This window comes from Loktanella fryxellensis, assembly GCF_900110065.1.
Taxonomy (GTDB): Bacteria; Pseudomonadota; Alphaproteobacteria; order Rhodobacterales; family Rhodobacteraceae; genus Loktanella; species Loktanella fryxellensis.
The window spans coordinates 133,701-151,004 of record NZ_FOCI01000007.1; the positions used below are offsets into that span (position 1 = coordinate 133,701).

Annotated in this window: 20 protein-coding genes and 1 riboswitch; of the genes, 6 read left to right on the forward strand and 14 right to left on the reverse strand. The window is 66.7% G+C overall.

The window, feature by feature from the left end; translation table 11 throughout:
• Window positions 1-6: 6 nt before the first annotated feature.
• The 9 genes from rimM to BMX16_RS07560 form a co-directional block, all read right to left on the reverse strand.
• Window positions 7-531, reverse strand: a complete 525-nt coding sequence (gene rimM / locus BMX16_RS07520) for a ribosome maturation factor RimM (protein WP_089901113.1) — start codon at window positions 529-531, stop codon at window positions 7-9.
• Between the two features lie 101 nt (window positions 532-632).
• Window positions 633-1,037, reverse strand: a complete 405-nt coding sequence (gene rpsP, locus BMX16_RS07525) for a 30S ribosomal protein S16 (protein WP_177174602.1) — start codon at window positions 1,035-1,037, stop codon at window positions 633-635.
• A 40-nt stretch (window positions 1,038-1,077) separates the two neighbouring features.
• Window positions 1,078-1,374 carry a chorismate mutase gene (locus BMX16_RS07530; RefSeq protein ID WP_089901117.1) on the reverse strand — a complete coding sequence of 99 codons (297 nt, stop codon included), beginning with the start codon at window positions 1,372-1,374 and terminating at the stop codon, window positions 1,078-1,080.
• Window positions 1,371-1,943 carry a GNAT family N-acetyltransferase gene (locus BMX16_RS07535; RefSeq protein WP_245731413.1) on the reverse strand — a complete coding sequence of 191 codons (573 nt, stop codon included), beginning with the start codon at window positions 1,941-1,943 and terminating at the stop codon, window positions 1,371-1,373. Before BMX16_RS07535 ends, BMX16_RS07530 begins: the two co-directional genes overlap by 4 nt.
• A gap of 18 nt (window positions 1,944-1,961) precedes the next feature.
• Window positions 1,962-2,474 carry a GNAT family N-acetyltransferase gene (locus BMX16_RS07540; protein ID WP_089901121.1) on the reverse strand — a complete coding sequence of 171 codons (513 nt, stop codon included), beginning with the start codon at window positions 2,472-2,474 and terminating at the stop codon, window positions 1,962-1,964.
• Window positions 2,471-3,100 carry a GNAT family N-acetyltransferase gene (locus BMX16_RS07545; protein ID WP_089901124.1) on the reverse strand — a complete coding sequence of 210 codons (630 nt, stop codon included), beginning with the start codon at window positions 3,098-3,100 and terminating at the stop codon, window positions 2,471-2,473. Before BMX16_RS07545 ends, BMX16_RS07540 begins: the two co-directional genes overlap by 4 nt.
• Before the next feature lie 2 nt (window positions 3,101-3,102).
• The gene (gene ffh, locus BMX16_RS07550) at window positions 3,103-4,596 is read right to left on the reverse strand and encodes a signal recognition particle protein (protein ID WP_089901128.1); all 1,494 of its coding nucleotides are present in this window, start codon (window positions 4,594-4,596) and stop codon (window positions 3,103-3,105) included.
• Between the two features lie 172 nt (window positions 4,597-4,768).
• Window positions 4,769-5,125 carry a DoxX family protein gene (locus BMX16_RS07555; protein WP_089901132.1) on the reverse strand — a complete coding sequence of 119 codons (357 nt, stop codon included), beginning with the start codon at window positions 5,123-5,125 and terminating at the stop codon, window positions 4,769-4,771.
• Entirely contained in the window at window positions 5,122-6,042 is a 921-nt protein-coding gene (locus BMX16_RS07560) for an alpha/beta hydrolase (protein ID WP_089901135.1), read from the reverse strand. Before BMX16_RS07560 ends, BMX16_RS07555 begins: the two co-directional genes overlap by 4 nt.
• Before the next feature lie 121 nt (window positions 6,043-6,163).
• Between BMX16_RS07560 and BMX16_RS07565 the strand changes: the two genes are divergently transcribed.
• A complete protein-coding gene (locus tag BMX16_RS07565; protein WP_089901138.1) occupies window positions 6,164-7,042 on the forward strand; it encodes a LysR family transcriptional regulator in 879 nt (292 codons plus the stop codon).
• Window positions 7,043-7,136: 94 nt separating this feature from the next.
• A complete protein-coding gene (locus tag BMX16_RS07570; RefSeq protein WP_177174603.1) occupies window positions 7,137-7,484 on the forward strand; it encodes a PRC-barrel domain-containing protein in 348 nt (115 codons plus the stop codon).
• A gap of 18 nt (window positions 7,485-7,502) precedes the next feature.
• Here the strand turns inward: BMX16_RS07570 and aroC are convergent, their stop codons facing one another.
• Window positions 7,503-8,606, reverse strand: coding sequence for a chorismate synthase (gene aroC, locus BMX16_RS07575; RefSeq protein ID WP_089901144.1), 1,104 nt, complete (start codon window positions 8,604-8,606; stop codon window positions 7,503-7,505).
• A 176-nt stretch (window positions 8,607-8,782) separates the two neighbouring features.
• Between aroC and BMX16_RS07580 the strand changes: the two genes are divergently transcribed.
• From BMX16_RS07580 to BMX16_RS07595, 4 genes are all read left to right on the forward strand, one after another.
• Window positions 8,783-10,120 (forward strand): dicarboxylate/amino acid:cation symporter, encoded by a 1,338-nt coding sequence (locus tag BMX16_RS07580; protein WP_218139850.1) that lies wholly within the window; start codon window positions 8,783-8,785, stop codon window positions 10,118-10,120.
• A gap of 74 nt (window positions 10,121-10,194) precedes the next feature.
• Window positions 10,195-10,293, forward strand: a riboswitch (TPP riboswitch).
• Between the two features lie 36 nt (window positions 10,294-10,329).
• Complete coding sequence (thiB, locus tag BMX16_RS07585; RefSeq protein ID WP_425434013.1) at window positions 10,330-11,325, forward strand: thiamine ABC transporter substrate binding subunit; 996 nt, start codon at window positions 10,330-10,332, stop codon at window positions 11,323-11,325.
• Window positions 11,301-12,824, forward strand: coding sequence for an ABC transporter permease family protein (locus BMX16_RS07590; RefSeq protein WP_089901150.1), 1,524 nt, complete (start codon window positions 11,301-11,303; stop codon window positions 12,822-12,824). The genes thiB and BMX16_RS07590 overlap by 25 nt, the downstream gene beginning before the upstream one ends.
• Window positions 12,811-13,503, forward strand: coding sequence for a thiamine ABC transporter ATP-binding protein (locus tag BMX16_RS07595; RefSeq protein WP_089901241.1), 693 nt, complete (start codon window positions 12,811-12,813; stop codon window positions 13,501-13,503). Before BMX16_RS07590 ends, BMX16_RS07595 begins: the two co-directional genes overlap by 14 nt.
• Before the next feature lie 61 nt (window positions 13,504-13,564).
• On the opposite strand, the gene BMX16_RS07600 is transcribed toward BMX16_RS07595, so the two are convergent.
• The 4 genes from BMX16_RS07600 to BMX16_RS07615 form a co-directional block, all read right to left on the reverse strand.
• On the reverse strand, window positions 13,565-14,434 hold the full coding sequence (locus tag BMX16_RS07600) for a cytochrome c1 (protein ID WP_089901153.1): 870 nt from the start codon (window positions 14,432-14,434) through the stop codon (window positions 13,565-13,567).
• Window positions 14,435-14,445: 11 nt separating this feature from the next.
• Window positions 14,446-15,786, reverse strand: coding sequence for a cytochrome b (locus tag BMX16_RS07605; RefSeq protein WP_089901156.1), 1,341 nt, complete (start codon window positions 15,784-15,786; stop codon window positions 14,446-14,448).
• 12 nt (window positions 15,787-15,798) lie between these two features.
• Window positions 15,799-16,380, reverse strand: coding sequence for a ubiquinol-cytochrome c reductase iron-sulfur subunit (gene petA / locus BMX16_RS07610; protein WP_089901159.1), 582 nt, complete (start codon window positions 16,378-16,380; stop codon window positions 15,799-15,801).
• Window positions 16,381-16,657: 277 nt separating this feature from the next.
• Window positions 16,658-17,263 (reverse strand): glutathione S-transferase, encoded by a 606-nt coding sequence (locus BMX16_RS07615; protein ID WP_089901162.1) that lies wholly within the window; start codon window positions 17,261-17,263, stop codon window positions 16,658-16,660.
• Between the last annotated feature and the right edge of the window lie 41 nt (window positions 17,264-17,304).

Below are 17,304 nucleotides of genomic sequence, written 5' to 3' on the forward strand. Positions count from 1 at the left end.
CACAGGTCATGGCGCGGGGAACAGGCCGTCGGGTGGGTCGGCGATCAGGCGACCGGTGGTCAGGTCCACGGTCGGCACCAGCGCCTGCGTGAACGGCAGCAGCACCGTTTCCGACTGACCCGGCACGGCGATGTCCAGCAGATCGCCCGCCCCGTGATCCACCACGCGCACCACGCGGCCCAGCACGGCACCGCCCGTATCCATCACGGTCAACCCTTCGAGGTCGGCATAATAGTATTCGTCGTCGCCCGTCGCGGGCAGCGCGCTGCGCGGCGCAAACAGGTCGACGTTGGTCAGCGCGTCGGCGTCTTCCTTGGTCACGATGCCGTCGATGCGGGCGGTGAAGCCGCCCTTGATCTGACCCGTCAGCACCACTTGCCCAAAGACCTGCCCCTGTTCGGTGGTCAGCGGGGTATAGTCGGCAATGGCGGCGGGGTCGGCGCAGAACGATTTCAGCCGCACCTCGCCGCGCACTCCGAAGGAGCCCGACAGGCGGCCGACGATCACGCGCGGATCGGTTGGGTTGGTCATGGCATGCACCCCTAATTGGCGGTGGACTGGCACAATTCCCCTAGTCCACGGCAAGGCAGCGGTGGGCCGGATCGCACTGATCCGGCCCGTGCAGGTCAGGATTACTCCTGTGCTGCGGCTTCTTCTTCGGCCGGTGCGGCGGCGGGGGCGTTGGCGGCGTCGTCGATCGCCTTCTGCTTGGCGGCCTTTTCCTCGGCGCGCTTCACGGCCTGCTTGCCGGGTGTGCCCTTCTTGAGGTTGGCACGGTCCTTCTTGGGCAGGGTGCCTGCAGCTTCCAGCATGCGGGCGACGCGGTCGGTCGGGGTCGCGCCCTGATCCAGCCAGTACTGCACGCGCTCCATGTCCATCTTGACGCGGTTCTCGTCGTCCTTGGCCAGCATCGGCGCATAGGTGCCCAGCTTCTCCTTGAAGCGGCCGTCGCGCGGCATGCGGCTGTCGGCGGCAACGATGGCGTAGTAGGGGCGCTTTTTCGAGCCGCCACGGGCGAGACGGATTTTCATGGCCATTGGGATATTCCTTCTTTGGCGTAGGTAACGGCGGATGCCGTCAGGATTGATGTTGTTCGTGGTGGTGGATGACTTCCTGAATGATGAAGTTCAGGAATTTCTTGGCGAATTCAGGGTCCAGATCGGCCTGTTGCGCAAGATCGGTGAGGCGGGCGATCTGCGTCGCCTCGCGCGCGGGGTCCGAGGGGGGCAGGGCGTGTTCCGCCTTCAGCCGACCCACGGCCTGTGTATGCTTGAACCGTTCGCCCAGCGTATAGACGAGGATCGCGTCCAGCCGGTCGATGCTGGCGCGATGCTCCTTCAATACGGCGGCGGCGCGGGCGGTGTCGTCGGTCACAGCGCCACCTCTGGCCGGGCATAACGCCAGACTTCGCAGGCGTCGTGCGTCTTGTGCGGATCGCGCGTGGCCCCCAGACGCTGCGCCAGTGCGATGGCGCGGGCGTTGTCCGGGTCGATGTAGCTGACCAGCGTGTCGAAGCTCAGCGCGTTCCATGCGTTGTTGCGCGCCTTTTCGGCGGCCTCATAGGCATAGCCTTGCCCCTCGGCCTCTGCGGTGAACAGGAACCCGAGTTCCGGTTCGGGATCGCCCGTCTCGTGGCCCAGCAGCACGAAGCCGAGGATGCGCTTGTCGTCCTGATGCTCGACCGTCCACAGCCCGCAGCCGCGCAGGATCCAGCTGGCGGTCAGCTGGATGAAATCGTCCCACGCCCCTTCGCGGGTCAGCGGGCCGGACACGTAGCGGCCCCGGTCGGACGTGACCAGATCGGCGAAGGCGTCAAAATCCTCCATATAAGGACCGCGCAGAAAGGTGCGGTCCGTTGCGATGCGCGGCAGTGCCTGAAACACGCGGTCGGCGGCAATGGCGGCCTGTCCGGCGGGGGGCTGTTCCCAAGGGTGCATGGTCATGGCGATCTTCCTGTGGGGTTACGCGGTATGCGGTGCGGCGTGACGCCAGACGGCGCTGTCGGGATAGGCGGCGGGGCGCGTCGCACTTGCGTCGCGGACCGCACCCAGCCGTTCGGCCAGCGCGATGGACCGGGCGTTGTCCGGGTGGATGTAGCTGACGGCGGTGGTCCAGCCGAGCGCGTTGAACGCATAGGTCAGGCTGGCGCGCGCGGCTTCCGTCGCGATGCCGGTGCCTTCGGTGGCCGGATCGAAGATCATCCAGCCGATTTCCGGTTCCGGCCAGTCCGGGGGCGTCCACGGGCCGATGAGGCCAAGTGCTGTGCGGTCGCCGCGCAGCGTGACGGCCCACATGCCATAGCCGAAGATGTCCCAGTGCCCCAGTTCTGCAGCAAAGCTGCGCCAGGCGCGACCCAGATCGCCGTTCTGCGTGAACTGAGCGGCCCGGTCCGACATCATGAAGTCGCGGAAGGCGCCCCAGTCGCCCGCATCCGGATGGCGCAGGGTCAGGCGGCTGGTCTGCAGCGTGGTCATGCTCCGGCCTCCTCGTGCTGCGCCAGTGCCGGGGCTGCGTCGAAGGGCAGGTGGCGGTGGATGACGACGGTGTCGCCGTCGACTGCGCCTTCGGATTCCGCCGTGGCATGAAGGCGGTTGGCCAGCGACAGGCTGCGGGCATTGTCGGGCGTGATGAAGGACGCGAGCGGCGGCAGGCCAAGCGTTTCGCCCGCCCAGTGCCGAACCGCGACCGCCGCCTCGAAAGCCACGCCGCGTCCTTCGGCCCCGTCGAACAGGTGCCATGCCAGTTCGGTTTCCGGCCAGCCATGGTGGCGCAACAAGCCGCACCGGCCCAAGACCTCGCCGGTCGTGGTGTCGGTGATCATGAAAAAGCCGTAGCCGTGCCAATGCCAATGGCCGATCCCGGCCATGAACCCGCGCCACGCCGCATCCACCGAGCCGTTGCCGCCGAACACGGCCATCCGGTCGAACGCCGTGATCCAGGCGGTGAACGGTGCAAGATCCTCGCGCACCGGCCCGCGCAGGGTCAGACGCCCGGTGCGCAGTGTGGGGGCTGTTGTGAGCGCACGCGTATCCGCATCGCCAAGGGCGACGCGGGCCTCCGGCGGGAGTGTTTCGGAAAAAGCGAGGGCGGGGTCGTGCATCGTCATTTCTTCTTGCCGAAGCCCGACAGATTCGCGGGCAACTTCATGCCGCCGCCCATGCCCGGCAGGCCAAAGCCACCGGCGGGCATCTTGCCCTGCAGCGCCTTGGCGGCCTCCTGCATGGCTTCGGGGTCGTTCATGTCGGGCATGCCGCCTTTGCCCATCATCTGCTTCATGGCGTTCTTGAGCATGCCGCCCTTGCCCATCTTCTTCATCATGTCGGCCATCTGGCGGTGCTGTTTCACGAGCTTGTTCAACTCCGACACTTCGAGGCCCGCACCGGCGGCGATGCGCTTCTTGCGCGACGCGGCCAGCAGGTCGGGGTTGGCGCGTTCCTTCTTCGTCATGGAGTTGATGAGGGCGATCTGGCGGCGCAGGATGCTGTCGTCGATGCCGGCGGCATCCATCTGGCCCTTCATCTTGCCCATGCCGGGGATCATCCCCATCATGCCCTGCATCCCACCCATCTTCAGCATCTGGTCGAGCTGCATCTTGAGGTCGTTCATGTTGAACCGGCCCTGCTGGAACCGCTTCATCATCTTTTCAGCCTGCTCGGCCTCGATCGTCGCCTGCGCCTTTTCGACCAGCGCCACGATGTCGCCCATGCCGAGGATGCGGCCCGCGATGCGCTGCGGCTCGAACGTCTCGATCGCGTCCATCTTTTCGCCGAGGCCGACGAAGCGGATCGGCTTTCCTGTGATGGCGCGCATGGACAGGGCCGCACCGCCGCGACCGTCGCCGTCCATCCGGGTCAGCACGACGCCGGTGACGCCGATCTTGGCGTCGAATTCCTGCGCCACGTTCACCGCGTCCTGACCGGTCAGGCCATCGACGACCAACAGAGTCTCGCGCGGATTGGCGACATCGCGCACGGCAGCGGCCTGCGCGATCAGTTCGGCGTCGATGTGCAGGCGGCCCGCGGTGTCGAGCATGTAGACGTCGTAGCCGCCAAGGCTGGCCGCCGTCTTGGCGCGTTTCGCGATCTGTACCGGCGTCTCGCCCTTGACGATGGGCAGGGTGTCGACGCCGATCTGCGCACCAAGGATGGCGAGCTGTTCCATGGCGGCGGGGCGGTTGGTGTCGAGGGACGCCATCAGCACGCGCTTGCCCTCACGCTCCTTCAGGCGCTTCGCCAGTTTGGCGGTGGTCGTCGTCTTGCCAGATCCCTGCAGGCCGACCATCAGGATCGGGGCCGGCGGGTTGTCGATCTTGAGCGCGCCGGGATCGGTGTCGCCGGTCAGCACGCGTTCCAGTTCGTCATGGACGATCTTGATGACCTGCTGACCCGGCGTGATGGATTTCGTGACCGCCTGACCCGTCGCCTTGGCCTGCACGGCGGCGACGAAATCGCGCGCGACGGGCAGGGACACGTCCGCCTCGAGCAGGGCCACGCGCACTTCGCGCAGTGCGGTCTTGACGTCGTCGTCCGACAACGCGCCCTGCTTGGTCAGCTTGTCGAACACGCCGGACAGGCGGTCGGAGAGGCTCTCGAACATCGGCATGCGCCTTTTCGTGACGGGGCCCGGCCCGTTGCGGGGTCGGACGAGGAATGCGGTAGCGCCCCCGTGGGCGCAACGCGCTGACGGAGGGCGATCCTTTGGTCAGCCAAAGGACCGGAAGGCAAGGCTTCCGGGTGTGACGGTCAGTTAGTGGGTGACGGCTGCCGAGTCAAGCGCGGGGCAAAAGCCGCCCGATCTGGGCGCCGTAGGCCTGCGCCACCATTGCGGCGCCGACCGTCAGCAGGATCAGGTGCCAGAACGGCAGTGTGGTGAACACCAGCAGCGTCAGCGTGCCGATCATCACCGTGGCCATCAGCCCCAGCGCCGCGAACCCCTGCAGCCCTGGCACCCAAAGGCCGATGGCGCACACCACCTCGACCGTGCCGGTGACATAGCGGGGCCACTGGCCGAAGCCGATGGCGTCGTAGATCGCCACGTCGGCGGCACCGGACGTCAGCTTGCGCAGGCCGTAGTAGAGGAAGGCTGCGGTCAGCACCGCCCGCAAGAGGGTGATGGCGGCGGTCATGCGGGCACCTTTGCGGCATGCTGCGACAGGAACCGGCCCACGGCTTCGACGCTGTCGTCCGCCTCTTTCGTGCGGCCGACGGCCATGTGCCAGACGTGGGGCAGGCCGGTCGTGGCCGTCAGGGTGACGTCCACGCCCTGTGCCGTCAGATGGTCGGCCATCAGGCGCGCGTCGTCGTGCAGCACTTCGGTCGTGTCGGTGTGGATCAGCACGGGGGGGCCATTCGTATAGGTGCCAAGGATCGGCGAGGCGTCCGGTTGCGCGGGGTCCGCGCCGTTCAGATAGGCCGCAACGCTGCGTGCGCCCCAGCGGGTCGACACCAGTGCGTCATGGCGCCGGTTGGCCACCAGCGACGGGTTCTGCAGGCGCAGGTCGGTGACCGGGCACAGAACAGCCACGGCGCAGGGCCGTGTCAGACCGTTTGCCAGGATGCGATGCAGCAACGCCAGCGCGAGGTTGCCGCCTGCACTGTCGCCTGCGATCGCCAACGGGTGGTTGGCCGGGTCGGCGGACAGGGCGCGCCACGCCGCCTCTGCATCCTCAACGGCGGCAGGAAACGGATGTTCCGGGGCAAGGCGGTAGTTCAGGAACACCGCCCGCATCCCCGCCGCCTGTCCCAGACGTGCGACAAGGTGGCGATACCCGCGCAGATTGCCCAGCACGAAGGCGCCGCCATGCAGATAGAGCAGCGTGCCATGTCCAGCACCGTCGCCCATGGTGCAGGCCGTGGCACTGCGGGGGCCAAGGGACAGGCGCTCTTGCCGCAGGCCTGGGGGGGTCCGGATGGCCAATACGGCGTTCAGCGTGAACAGGCGGCGCAGGGCCACGGGATTGCGCACCAGCGCCAACAGCGGCTTTTGCACCAGACGGGCCTGCAGGATGGCGATGTGTTGGGACAGCGAGTGCATGGGTGACATGTTGGCCCTGTGCCTGCGCCGGTCAAGCGGCAGGGCATGCCTGCGTCGATTAGGCGTTGCAAAGGCTTGCGGAAATGCCGAAGCCTTGCGCCAGCACAAGACACGGGGCAGGGGCGCGCAGATGGACAGCTGGGACGAGATCCGCACCGCGTTTCAGGTGGCCCGCGCCGGGACCGTCAGCGGGGCCGCCGACAGCCTTGGCGTGCACCACGCGACCGTGATCCGTCACATCGACGCGCTGGAAGGGCGGCTGGGCGTCAAGCTGTTCCAGCGCCACGCCCGCGGTTACACCCCGACAGAGGCTGGCGTCGATCTGCTGCGGGTGGCGCAGGCCACAGACGAACAGTTCACGCAACTGGCGGGCCGGATCAAGGGCCTCGGCGACGGCGTGCGCGGCGATCTGGTCGTGACCTCGCTCAACTCGCTCAGCCCCGTCCTGATGCCGGTGCTGGTCGGCTTTCAGCGCGAGTACCCCGAGATCCGGTTGCAGTTCCTGACAGGCGACCGGGTGTTCCGGCTGGAGTATGGCGAGGCGCATGTGGCGGTGCGTGCGGGCGCGCAGCCGTCGGAGCCTGACAACGTCGTGCAGCACTTCATCAAGCAGCGCATCGCGCTGGTGGCGTCGGACGAATACATCGCCCTGCATGGCATGCCCACCGGCGTGGACGATCTGGTGAACCACATCTTCGTCAGCCATGTGGAAGAGCCGCACCGCGCCCCGTTCTGGCGGTGGTTGCACGAACAGGTGGGGCCAGCCCGCATGGTGCTGCGCGCCACCGACATGCGGATCATGACCGAGGCGATCCTTGCGGGGGCGGGGATCGGGTTCATGTCGGAACTGGAACTGCGGCTCTATCCCAACCTGCGGCCCGTGGTGCCGACGCTGGACGAATGGTCCACGCAACTGTGGCTTGTGACGCATGTCGACCTGCACCGCAGCGTCAAGGTGCAGGCCTTTTTGAGCTATCTGAAGGATCACGCGGCGGAATGGACCGACTGATCTGGGTCAGGGTTTCGCGGATTTGCGCGGCGGCACCTGAAACCGGGTGCGGCGTTCGGGGTTTCCTCCTCACACGATGACAGGAGGAACCGTCATGGATACCGATACCAACCTCATCACGACCGACAGGGTCAACGGCGCGAACGTCTATGGGGCCGACCGCGAGAAGATCGGCCACATCGACCATCTGCTGATCGACAAGCCGTCAGGCAACGTGGCCTATGCGGTCATGAACTACGGCGGATTTCTGGGCATGGGCGCGGAAGAGCATCCGCTGCCGTGGAAATCCCTGCGCTACGACCGCGAACTGGACGGCTACGTCACCAACCTGACGAACGACCAGCTGACCGGCGCACCGGAGCGGTCCGAGGACTGGAATCGCAACCGCGATTACGAGACGCGTCTGCACGACCACTACGGCATGCCCGGCTATTGGGCCTGATCTGACGGCGCGGTCGGATCACCCGATCCGGCCGCGCACCCCACCCGTCTGCCCCCGGTCCAGCAGAATGTGGTCGAGGATGACGCAGGCCATCATTGCCTCTCCTACCGGGACCGCGCGGATACCGACGCAAGGGTCGTGGCGACCCTTGGTGATCACTTCGGTCGGTTGACCGTCCATCGTGATCGACCGGCGCGGCGACAGGATCGACGAGGTGGGCTTCACGGCGAACCGCACCACCACGTCCTGCCCGGTGCTGATCCCACCCAGAATACCGCCCGCATGGTTGCTGGAATAGACAGGATCATCCGACCCCATCGCGATTTCGTCCGCATTGTCGCGCCCGGTCAGGGCTGCGACGGCCATTCCGTCACCGATCTCGACGCCTTTCACGGCATTGATGCTCATCATCGCGGCGGCGAGATCGGTATCGAGCTTGGCATAGATCGGCGCACCGATGCCGGCGGGCACGCCGCTGGCCACCACCTCGATGATCGCGCCGACGGAATTGTGATCGTCCTTGCGCAGCCACGTGAGGTAATCCTCCCACTCTGCCGCGGCCACCGCATCTGGGCACCAGAAGTCGTTGCGCGCGATCTGGTCCATGTCCAACCGGCTGCGGTCGATCCTGCGGTCGCCCATCTGCACCATGTAGCCGGTGACAGTCACCTGCGGTGCGACGACGCCGAGCGCTGCCCGTGCCACGCCGCCCGCCGCCACCCGCGCCGCCGTTTCGCGCGCCGACGACCGGCCGCCGCCGCGCGGATCCCGCAGGCCGTATTTCTGGTGATAGGTGATGTCCGCATGACCGGGGCGGAAGGTGTTCAGGATATCGCCGTAATCCTTGGACCGCTGGTCGGTGTTGCGGATCATCAGCTGAATCGGCGTGCCGGTCGTGCGCCCCTCGTACACGCCGGACAGGATTTCCACCGCGTCGGGTTCATTGCGCTGGGTCGTGTTGCGGTTCTGGCCGGGCCGCCGCTTGTCCAGCCAGTGCTGGATTATCGCAGGGTCCAGCGCCACCCCCGGCGGGCAGCCGTCGATGGTCGCCCCAAGGGCGGGGCCATGGCTTTCGCCCCATGTGGTGAACCGGAACAGATGACCGAAAGTGTTGACCGACATGGATGGATTGCCCCGCTGATTGCATCAGCGGCTTAGCCCATCGCTGGCGCGGGTTCAATTCGGGCAGACCCCACCCGCGCCGTGCGCCATGGTGAATGTTGCCATCGCCATCTGCGACAATCTGTGCCAGCTTTAAGGTGTAAATAGTCGGTAGCAGGCTTGGGAGGGGTCATCACATGGCGGATGTAACGGTCACATCACCACCGCAGGGCGGGCAGAAGATGTCGCTGACGATGCAGATCATCATTGCGATGGGGCTGGGAATCGTGGTCGGCGTCGCCTTCGACACGCTCGATTCCGCATTCATCGACACGCATATCGTCGCGGGCTTCTTCGACATGATCGGTGACATGTTCCTGAACGCGCTGAACATGCTGGTCGTGCCGTTGGTGTTCTTCTCGCTCATCACCGGGGTGGCGGGTATCGGCGACGTGCGCGTGCTGGGACGGGTCGGGACGAAATCCTTTGGCCTCTATATCTTCACCACGGGGCTGGCGATCACCGTGGCGCTGGTGCTGGCGACGCTGATCGGACCAGGGCAGGGGTTCGACATGACCGGCATCGACACCACCGGTGTCGCGGCGGCCGAGGCACCCAGCGTCTGGGCGACCTTCGCCGACGTGATCCCGAGGAACCCGGTGGCAGCGTTCGCCAACGGCGCGATGCTGCAGGTGATCTTCTATACCGTCGTGCTGGGCGTCGCCGTGCTGATGCTGGGCGACCGGTCGAAGCCCTTCCTTGCCGCCTGCGACTACATGAACGACGTGATGATGAAGATCGTCGATCTGGTGATGCGCGTGGCGCCCTACGGCGTGTTTGCCCTGATCGCCAAGACGTTCGCCGAACAGGGGCTGGGGCTGTTCATCCCCGTCATCGCCTATGTGCTGACGCTGGTGGGGGCGCTGTTCGTGCACCTGTTCATCACACTGCCGGGCCTGTTGAGGCTGCTCAGCGGTCTGAACCCGTTGACGTTCATGGCCAAGATGCGCCCCGCGCAGATATTTGCGTTCTCGACGGCGTCGTCGAACGCGACCATCCCCGTGACCTATCAGTGCGTCACCGAACGGATGGGCGTGGAAAAGGGCGTGGCGTCGTTCTGCATCCCCTTCGGGGCCACCATCAACATGGACGGCACGGCGATCATGCAGGGGGTCGCGACGGTGTTCCTTGCCAACGTCTATGGGATCGATCTGGGGATCGGTGGCTATGTCACCGTGATCGGCATGGCGGTGCTGGCGTCCATCGGGACGGCGGGTGTGCCGGGGGTCGGGCTTGTGATGCTGACGATGGTGCTGACGCAGGTGGGCCTGCCGATCGAGGGGATCGCCATCATCCTCGGCGTGGACCGGCTGATGGACATGATCCGCACGGCGGTGAACATCACCGGTGACGCGGTGGTCACGACGATCATCGCCAAGGGCGAGGGCAAGTTCGACCAGCGCGTGTTCGACGATCCCAACGCCGGAATCGTGACCGGCGATGACGTGGTCCTGCCGGGTGCGCAGACCGCCTGACCGGGGACGTGCGACGGAACAGGGGGCCGCAGGCGACTGCGCCCCTTTTCATTTGGCCACGCCACAGCTAGCCTGATCCTACCTCGGGGGGCCTTCACTGGCTGAGATGCGCAAGCGGACCCGTTGAACCTGAACCGGTTAGGACCGGCGGAGGGAAGGTATGGCAATCCCGCTATCCCCCCAATCCGCCCGTCGTTTTGGAGGATGCCATGACCATGACCCTTGCAAACGTCGGTGCCACTGCAAGCATCGCGCTGATCTGCGCCACCGCCGCCGTGGCCCAGACGGACCTGCCTACGCTGAACGTGCTAACCTACGACAGCTTTACCACCGACTACGGCCCCGGCCCCGCGATCGAGGCCGCGTTCGAGGCGGAATGCGCCTGCGATCTGGTGTTCACCGGCGCGGGCGACGGCGCAGCCCTGCTGTCGCGTCTGCAACTGGAAGACGCCCGGACCGACGCGGACATCGTGCTGGGGCTGGACACCAACCTGACCGCCGCCGCCCGCGCGTTAGGCCTGTTCGCGCCGCATGGTGTCGTCGCCGACCTGACGCTGCCCGTCGCGTGGGACGACGACACGTTCCTGCCGTTCGACTGGGGCTACCTCGCCTTCGTGGCGCTGCGCGACACCGCACCCGTCAGCTCGTTCCGGGCGCTGGCGGACAGCGACCTGCAGGTGGTGATCCAGGACCCGCGGTCGTCCACGCCGGGTCTTGGCCTGCTGATGTGGGTCCATGCGGTGCACGGCGACGACGCGCCCGGCGTCTGGGCGGATCTGGCCGACAACATCGTCACCGTCACCCCCGGCTGGACAGAGGCCTACAACCTGTTCCTTGCAGGAGAGGCGGATGCGGTGCTGTCCTATACCACGTCCCCCGCCTATCACCTGATCGCCGAGGGTGACGATACCAAGACGGCATGGGCGTTCGACGAAGGCAACTACCTGCAGGTCGAGGTGGCGGGCAAGCTGGCGGCGACGGACCAGCCCGAACTTGCCGACCAGTTCATGGCATTCATGGCGGGGCCCGCGTTCCAGCAGGTCATCCCCGAGACGAACTGGATGTATCCTGCCACGGATGTGCCCCTGCCCGACGGGTTCGACACGCTGACCGTGCCCGCGCAGGGTCTGCTGCTGTCGTCGGAGGACGCGGGTGCGTTGCGCGATCCGCTGGTCGAGGCATGGCGCACGGCCCTGTCGCAGTGATGCGGCAACTCCCCGCGTGGGGTGCGGCGGCGCTGGTCGCTGCCCTGACGCTGGGCACCCTGCTGGCGGTCGCCCTGCGGGCAGAGGTCGGGCGCGGGCTGTCGCCCGGCGACTGGGCCGCGATCCGCTTCACCGTGCTGCAGGCCGTCGCATCGGCCGTACTGAGCGTGGCCTTGGCGGTGCCCGTCGCACGCGCGCTGGCGCGGCGCAGCTTTCGGGGGCGGGGGCTGCTGGTGATGGCGCTGGGCGCGCCGTTCATCCTGCCCGTGATCGTGGCGGTGCTGGGGCTGCTCGCGGTGTTTGGGCGCGGCGGGCTGGTGAATGCGGGGTTGGCGCAGATCGGTGTCGCCCCTGTGTCGATCTATGGCGCGGGGGGCGTCGTGCTGGCGCATGTGTTCTTCAACCTGCCGCTGGCGGTGCGCCTGCTGCTGCAAGGTTGGCTCGCTATCCCGGCGGAACGGTTCCGGCTGGCCGCCCAGTTGAACGCCCCGGTCTGGCGCCTGCTGGAGGTGCCGATGCTGGCCCGCACCGTGCCGGGCGCACTGCTGGTCGTGTTCCTGATCTGCTTGACCAGCTTTGCTGTGGCTCTAACGCTTGGTGGTGGCCCGCGGGCCACGACGGTGGAACTTGCGATCTGGCAGGCGGTGCGGTTCGACTTCGACCTTGGTCGTGCGGCGCTGCTGGCCTGCGTGCAGTTCGCGCTGTGCGCGGTGGCGGCACTGGTGGCGTGGCGGGTGACCCCGGTGGACGGGTTCGGCAGCGGGCTGGACCGTGTCGTCGCGCGGTGGGACCAGAGGCCCGCCGATTGGCTGTGGCTGGCAGGCGTCGCCCTGTTCCTCTCCCTGCCGCTGGGCATGGTCCTGTGGCGCGGCGTGCCGGGGCTGCTGGCGATGCCCGGCGACATCTGGGTCGCCGCGGGCTGGTCGCTGGGGGTGGCGACCGGATCGACGGTGCTGTGCCTGACGCTGGCCCTGACGCTGGCGCTGCGCGGGGGCTGGATGGCCAGCGTGCTGGGTGTGCTGCCGCTAGCGGCGAGTGCGCTGGTCATGGGCACCGGGCTGTTCGTGATGCTCCGGCCCTTTGCCAATCCCACCGCGCTGGCGCTGCCCGTGGCGTTGGTGGTCAATGCGGTGACCGCGCTGCCCTTTGCCCTGCGGGTGCTGACGCCTGCGGTGGCCGACATCCGTGCCAGCTATGGCCAGATGGCGGCGCTGCTGGGGCTGCGGGGGGCGGCGTTGCTGCGCGTGGTGATCCTGCCGCGCCTGCGCCGTCCGCTGGGGTTCGCGGCAGGGCTGACGGCAGCGCTGTCGATCGGCGATCTGGGGGTGATCGCGTTGTTCGCCAGCGACACGGTCGAGACTTTGCCGCTGGCGATGTCGCGTCTGATGGGCGCCTACCGGATGGACGCGGCGGCAGGGGCGGGTGTTTTGCTGCTGGCGCTGGCGATGGGCGCGTTCTGGATCTGCGATCGCGGGGGGCGGATGGATGCTGACGTTTGACGGCGTGGTCCTGACCCAAGGCACGTTCCGCCTGCAGGCGGATCTGACGGTCGCACCGGGAATCACGGCGGTGATCGGCCCGTCGGGGGGCGGCAAGTCCACCCTGCTTGCGGCCATCGCCGGGTTCCTGACACCCGTGACCGGGCGCATCCTGTGGCAGGGTGACGATATGGCAGGGCGCGATCCGGGGGCGCGTCCGGTGGTGATGCTGTTTCAGGACCACAACCTGTTCCCGCATCTGACCGTCGCGCAGAACGTCGGACTGGCGCTGGCGCCCCGTCTGCGGTTGTCGGCAGGGCAGGGCGCGCAGGTTGCCACCGCCCTGCGCGATGTGGGGCTGGCGGGGATGGGTGACCGCAAGCCCGGGGCATTGTCCGGCGGGCAGCAGGGCCGGGCCGCCCTTGCGCGGGTATTGCTGTCGGATCGCGGGATCGTGCTGCTGGACGAGGCGTTCGCGGCTCTCGGTCCCGCCCTGCGGAGCGAGATGCTGGTGCTGGTGCGCGACCGGCTCGCGGCCAGCGGGCGCACGGTGCTGGTCGTCACCCACGACCCTGCGGATGCGGTGCAGTTCGCGGACCATGTGGTGCTGGTCGCCGACGGGGTGGCGCATCCACCGCAGCCTACGGCAGCGCTGTTCGCCGATCCGCCCCCTGCCTTGCGCGCCTATCTGGGGGCATGATGCAAAAGGGGCCCGCCGGATGATCCGGCAGGCCCCGCTGTCGTTCCCTGACCCGGCGGGATCAGTCCTTGAGCTTGTTCTTGTGCGGTGCCCAGATCCGCTTGTTCGTGAGGTACAGTAGAACCGCCAGCACCGACAGGAACAGCACGCCGGTCAGGCCGGCCTGCTTTCGGGCGGTCATCTTGGGCTCTGCGGTCCACATCAGAAAGGCAGCGACATCCATCGACTGGGATTCCAGCGTGGCTTCGTGTCCGTCGTCGAACACCACGTCATCGCCATAGAGCGGCTGCGACATGGCGATCCAGCTTCCGGGGACCGTGTGGTTGCCATCGGCGTCCTTGCATTCGTCCGGAAATCCGCCGTTCGCGAAGGCCACGTTGTAGAAGCCGTCCATGGGCGTTTCCATGTTCAGCGCACACTCGGGCTCTTCTTCGTAGCCGGTCATCAGGGACGCGATGTATTCCGCGCCGCCCATGCCGTTCACCAGCTGGCTCAGGCCTGTGCCCCAGGGGCCGTGAAATCCTGCGCGGGCCTTGGCCATCATCGACAGGTCGGGTGCGTTGGACAGCGACGACTGCGGGTAATAGTCGGTCGGCGTGGCGACCCGGTAATCGCCGGCACCGTCGGCCAGCGACATGTCGAAGACTTCGAAGTTCTCGGCATAGGCGCGCATCTGGTCGTCTGGCAGGGCGGGGCCGCCCTCGTCCGCGAGGGTGCGGAACGCAACCCGCTCCAGCCCGTGACAGGCCGCGCAGATTTCGGTGTAGATCTTCAGCCCGCGCTGCAACTGCATCGTGTCATAGCTGCCGAACGGCCCCTCGAAGGGAAAGGCATAGTCGGTCACGTGGGCTTCCGACGCTGCCTGTGCAGCCCCCGCGTTCAACGCGAGGGCTGCCGTGGCGGCGAGGGTCAGGGTGCGAAACATCGTCATGTGGTCCTTCCTCACTCTGCCGGGCTGACGATGGTCTTGGTGCCACCGGTGCCCGCATAGTGCGATTTGAAATCGTCTTCGATCGTGGCCGGTGTCGCCAGAGGCTTCTCCATCACGCCAAGCAGCGGCAGGATCACGAGGAAGTAGGCGAACCAGTAGGTGGATGCGATCAGCGAGATCCAGTCGAAGGGGAACTCTGCCGGTTGCGCGCCGACCCAGGCCAGCACCACGAAGTCCACGACCAGCAGCGAGAACCACCATTTGAACATCGGGCGGAAGCGGCCGGACCGCACGCTCGAGGTATCGAGCCACGGCGCAAGCGCCATGACCGCGATGGCACCGAACATCGCCAGCACACCGAAGAACTTGGCGTCGATGATGCCGAAGCTGAGGAACTGGACGATCTGCACGACCCAGACGTCCGCGGTAAAGGCGCGCAGGATTGCGTAGAACGGCAGGAAGTACCATTCCGGCACGATGTGCGCGGGCGTCACGAGGGCGTTTGCGGGAATGTAGTTGTCCGGGTGGCCGAGGTAGTTCGGCATGAAGCCGACGATGGCCATGAACACCGCGAGGATGATCGCTAGCGCGAACAGGTCCTTGATCACGAAGTAGGGCCAGAACGGCAGCGTGTCCTTTTCGGCGTCTTCCTTTGAGGTGCGGCGCACCTCGACCCCTGTGGGGTTGTTGTTGCCGGTCGTGTGGAACGCCCAGATGTGCACGATCGTCAGGCCGAGCAGGATGAAGGGCATCAGGTAGTGCAACGAGAAGAAGCGGTTCAGAGCGGGCTGACCCACGGCGGACGCACCCAGCAGCCAAGTCTGCACTGATTCGCCCACGAAGGGGATGGCGCCGAACAGGCCGGTGATCACGGCGGTACCGTGGAACGACATCTGGCCCCAGGGCAGCACGTAACCCATGAACGCGGTGCCCATCATCAGCAGATACATCAGCATGCCGATGATCCACGTCACCTCGCGCGGGGCCTTGTAGGACCCGTAGTAGAGGCTACGGAAGATGTGCAGATAGACGGCCACGAAGAACAGCGAGGCGCCGTTCATGTGGAAGTAGCGGATCATCGCGCCGCCGTTCACGTCGCGCATGATGTGTTCGACCGAGGCGAAGGCCATGTCCACGTGCGGGGTATAGTGCATGACCAGCACGATGCCGGTGACGATCTGCAGGACCAGCGTGAACACCAGGACAATGCCCCAGATCCACATCCAGTTCAGGTTCTTGGGTGTCGGGATGAACAGCGCGTCATACATCAGGCCGACGATGGGCAACCGCTTGTGGAGCCACTTTTCGCCGTTCGACGACGGCTCGTAGTGGTCGTGGGGAATACCAGCCATGGGTCTCTCTCCTTAACCGAGTTGGATTGTCGTGGCATCCACGAAGGACGCGACAGGAATGGGAAGGTTGCGCGGTGCCGGCCCCTGACGGATACGGCCCGACGTGTCGTAGTGCGACCCGTGGCAGGGGCAGAACCAGCCGCCGAAGTTGCCTTCCTGACCCAGCGGCACGCAGCCGAGATGCGTGCACACCCCCATCTGCACCAGCCACGCGCCGGGCGCGGCGTCGGAGCCTTCGGGGTTGGGCAGGGCGCGGTTGGCGTCTGTCGCGTCGGAGCTTGCGTCAAGGTTGGCATTCTCGGCCAGCTGGTCGGGCAGGTCTGACAGTTCAACGGCGTTCGCCGCCTCGATTTCCTCGGCGGTGCGATAACGGATGAACACGGGCTTGCCCTGCCACAGCACGGTGAGCTGCGTGCCTTCGGTGACGCCGCTGACATCGACGCGGATCGAGGCGAGCGCCTGCACGTCGGCGGAGGGGTTCATCTGGTTGATGAGCGGCCAGACGGCGGCGCCGCCGACCACGGCAGCAGCACCTGCCGTCGCATAATACAGGAAATCGCGGCGGGTGCCCTGATGTTCGTCTGCATGTGACATTGGGTTGTCTCCGGGTATGGTGGACGCGCCAGGCGGCGGCCCTGCGATATGACAAACGGGCCGTAAAGCCCTGATCGAACGGTATCTAGCGACAGGCACCCGGTCAGTCCAGCGGACATTCCAGCGCAGGCAGCGCGCTTGCGGCGGGAATGACGCAGTCGTGTCACGGGGGCCATCCGGTCCTCTGATCCGTTGCCTTATGCCGCGGATACGTCACCCGATCATGAACGACGCCCAGACGGCCGCAGACCGCGGCAGGGCCGTGCGATGCAGCCGTTCAGGCGGAAACGGCGGTCTGCCGCATCGTCGGGCGCTGGTCGTAGGCAGCGAACCACGCGGCCAGCGCGTCATGTCCCTGCCGCCAGCCGCGCGCGTCGTGCCGCAGGTCGAGGTAGGACAGCGCACAGGCGACGGCGATCTGCGCCATGTCGCGGGGCCCCGTCAGGTGCGACATCCAGCGCGCGTCGATCGCGGACACGGCCTGCATGACCTTGTGCCACTGGGCGTCCATCCAGTCTGTGGACTGCTGCGCCGCGGGCCGCATCCGCGCCTCGTAAGTAATGGCGAGGGCGGCTTCCATCATGCCGTCCGCCGTCGCCTCCAGCGTCAGCACCTCGTAAAGGCGCGAGGCCGGGTAGAAATCGGTGCCCGCATGTTCGTCGAGGAAGCGCGTGATGACCCGGCTGTCGTAGATCGCGGGGCCGTGATCGCGCAGCAGGGCGGGGATCTTGCCCAGCGGATTGGCGGCGCCGACGGTCGCATCCTTGGCCATGGGCGAGGTGGACACGGTCACTTCCGTCACGGTGTCGAGCAGGTTCGCCTCCCGCAGCAGGACGCGGCATTTGCGGGCGAAGGGCGAGGCGGGCGACATCAGAAGCTGCATAGGGGTGTCCTGTGGTTTCGACCGCAGGCAATCACAGCGCA

What these genes read in the sequence shown, in the direction of transcription:
- rimM (WP_089901113.1), bottom strand. Translation starts at nt 531, where the DNA reads ATGACCAACCCAACCGATCCGCGCGTGATCGTCGGCCGCCTGTCGGGC.
- BMX16_RS07545 (WP_089901124.1), bottom strand. Translation starts at nt 3,100, where the DNA reads ATGCACGACCCCGCCCTCGCTTTTTCCGAAACACTCCCGCCGGAGGCC.
- BMX16_RS07555 (WP_089901132.1), bottom strand. Translation starts at nt 5,125, where the DNA reads ATGACCGCCGCCATCACCCTCTTGCGGGCGGTGCTGACCGCAGCCTTC.
- BMX16_RS07560 (WP_089901135.1), bottom strand. Translation starts at nt 6,042, where the DNA reads ATGTCACCCATGCACTCGCTGTCCCAACACATCGCCATCCTGCAGGCC.
- BMX16_RS07540 (WP_089901121.1), bottom strand. Translation starts at nt 2,474, where the DNA reads ATGACCACGCTGCAGACCAGCCGCCTGACCCTGCGCCATCCGGATGCG.
- BMX16_RS07565 (WP_089901138.1), top strand. Translation starts at nt 6,164, where the DNA reads ATGGACAGCTGGGACGAGATCCGCACCGCGTTTCAGGTGGCCCGCGCC.
- ffh (WP_089901128.1), bottom strand. Translation starts at nt 4,596, where the DNA reads ATGTTCGAGAGCCTCTCCGACCGCCTGTCCGGCGTGTTCGACAAGCTG.
- BMX16_RS07570 (WP_177174603.1), top strand. Translation starts at nt 7,137, where the DNA reads ATGGATACCGATACCAACCTCATCACGACCGACAGGGTCAACGGCGCG.
- petA (WP_089901159.1), bottom strand. Translation starts at nt 16,380, where the DNA reads ATGTCACATGCAGACGAACATCAGGGCACCCGCCGCGATTTCCTGTAT.
- BMX16_RS07615 (WP_089901162.1), bottom strand. Translation starts at nt 17,263, where the DNA reads ATGCAGCTTCTGATGTCGCCCGCCTCGCCCTTCGCCCGCAAATGCCGC.
- rpsP (WP_177174602.1), bottom strand. Translation starts at nt 1,037, where the DNA reads ATGGCCATGAAAATCCGTCTCGCCCGTGGCGGCTCGAAAAAGCGCCCC.
- BMX16_RS07590 (WP_089901150.1), top strand. Translation starts at nt 11,301, where the DNA reads ATGGCGCACGGCCCTGTCGCAGTGATGCGGCAACTCCCCGCGTGGGGT.
- aroC (WP_089901144.1), bottom strand. Translation starts at nt 8,606, where the DNA reads ATGTCGGTCAACACTTTCGGTCATCTGTTCCGGTTCACCACATGGGGC.
- thiB (WP_425434013.1), top strand. Translation starts at nt 10,330, where the DNA reads ATGACCATGACCCTTGCAAACGTCGGTGCCACTGCAAGCATCGCGCTG.
- BMX16_RS07600 (WP_089901153.1), bottom strand. Translation starts at nt 14,434, where the DNA reads ATGACGATGTTTCGCACCCTGACCCTCGCCGCCACGGCAGCCCTCGCG.
- BMX16_RS07535 (WP_245731413.1), bottom strand. Translation starts at nt 1,943, where the DNA reads ATGACCATGCACCCTTGGGAACAGCCCCCCGCCGGACAGGCCGCCATT.
- BMX16_RS07605 (WP_089901156.1), bottom strand. Translation starts at nt 15,786, where the DNA reads ATGGCTGGTATTCCCCACGACCACTACGAGCCGTCGTCGAACGGCGAA.
- BMX16_RS07580 (WP_218139850.1), top strand. Translation starts at nt 8,783, where the DNA reads ATGGCGGATGTAACGGTCACATCACCACCGCAGGGCGGGCAGAAGATG.
- BMX16_RS07595 (WP_089901241.1), top strand. Translation starts at nt 12,811, where the DNA reads ATGCTGACGTTTGACGGCGTGGTCCTGACCCAAGGCACGTTCCGCCTG.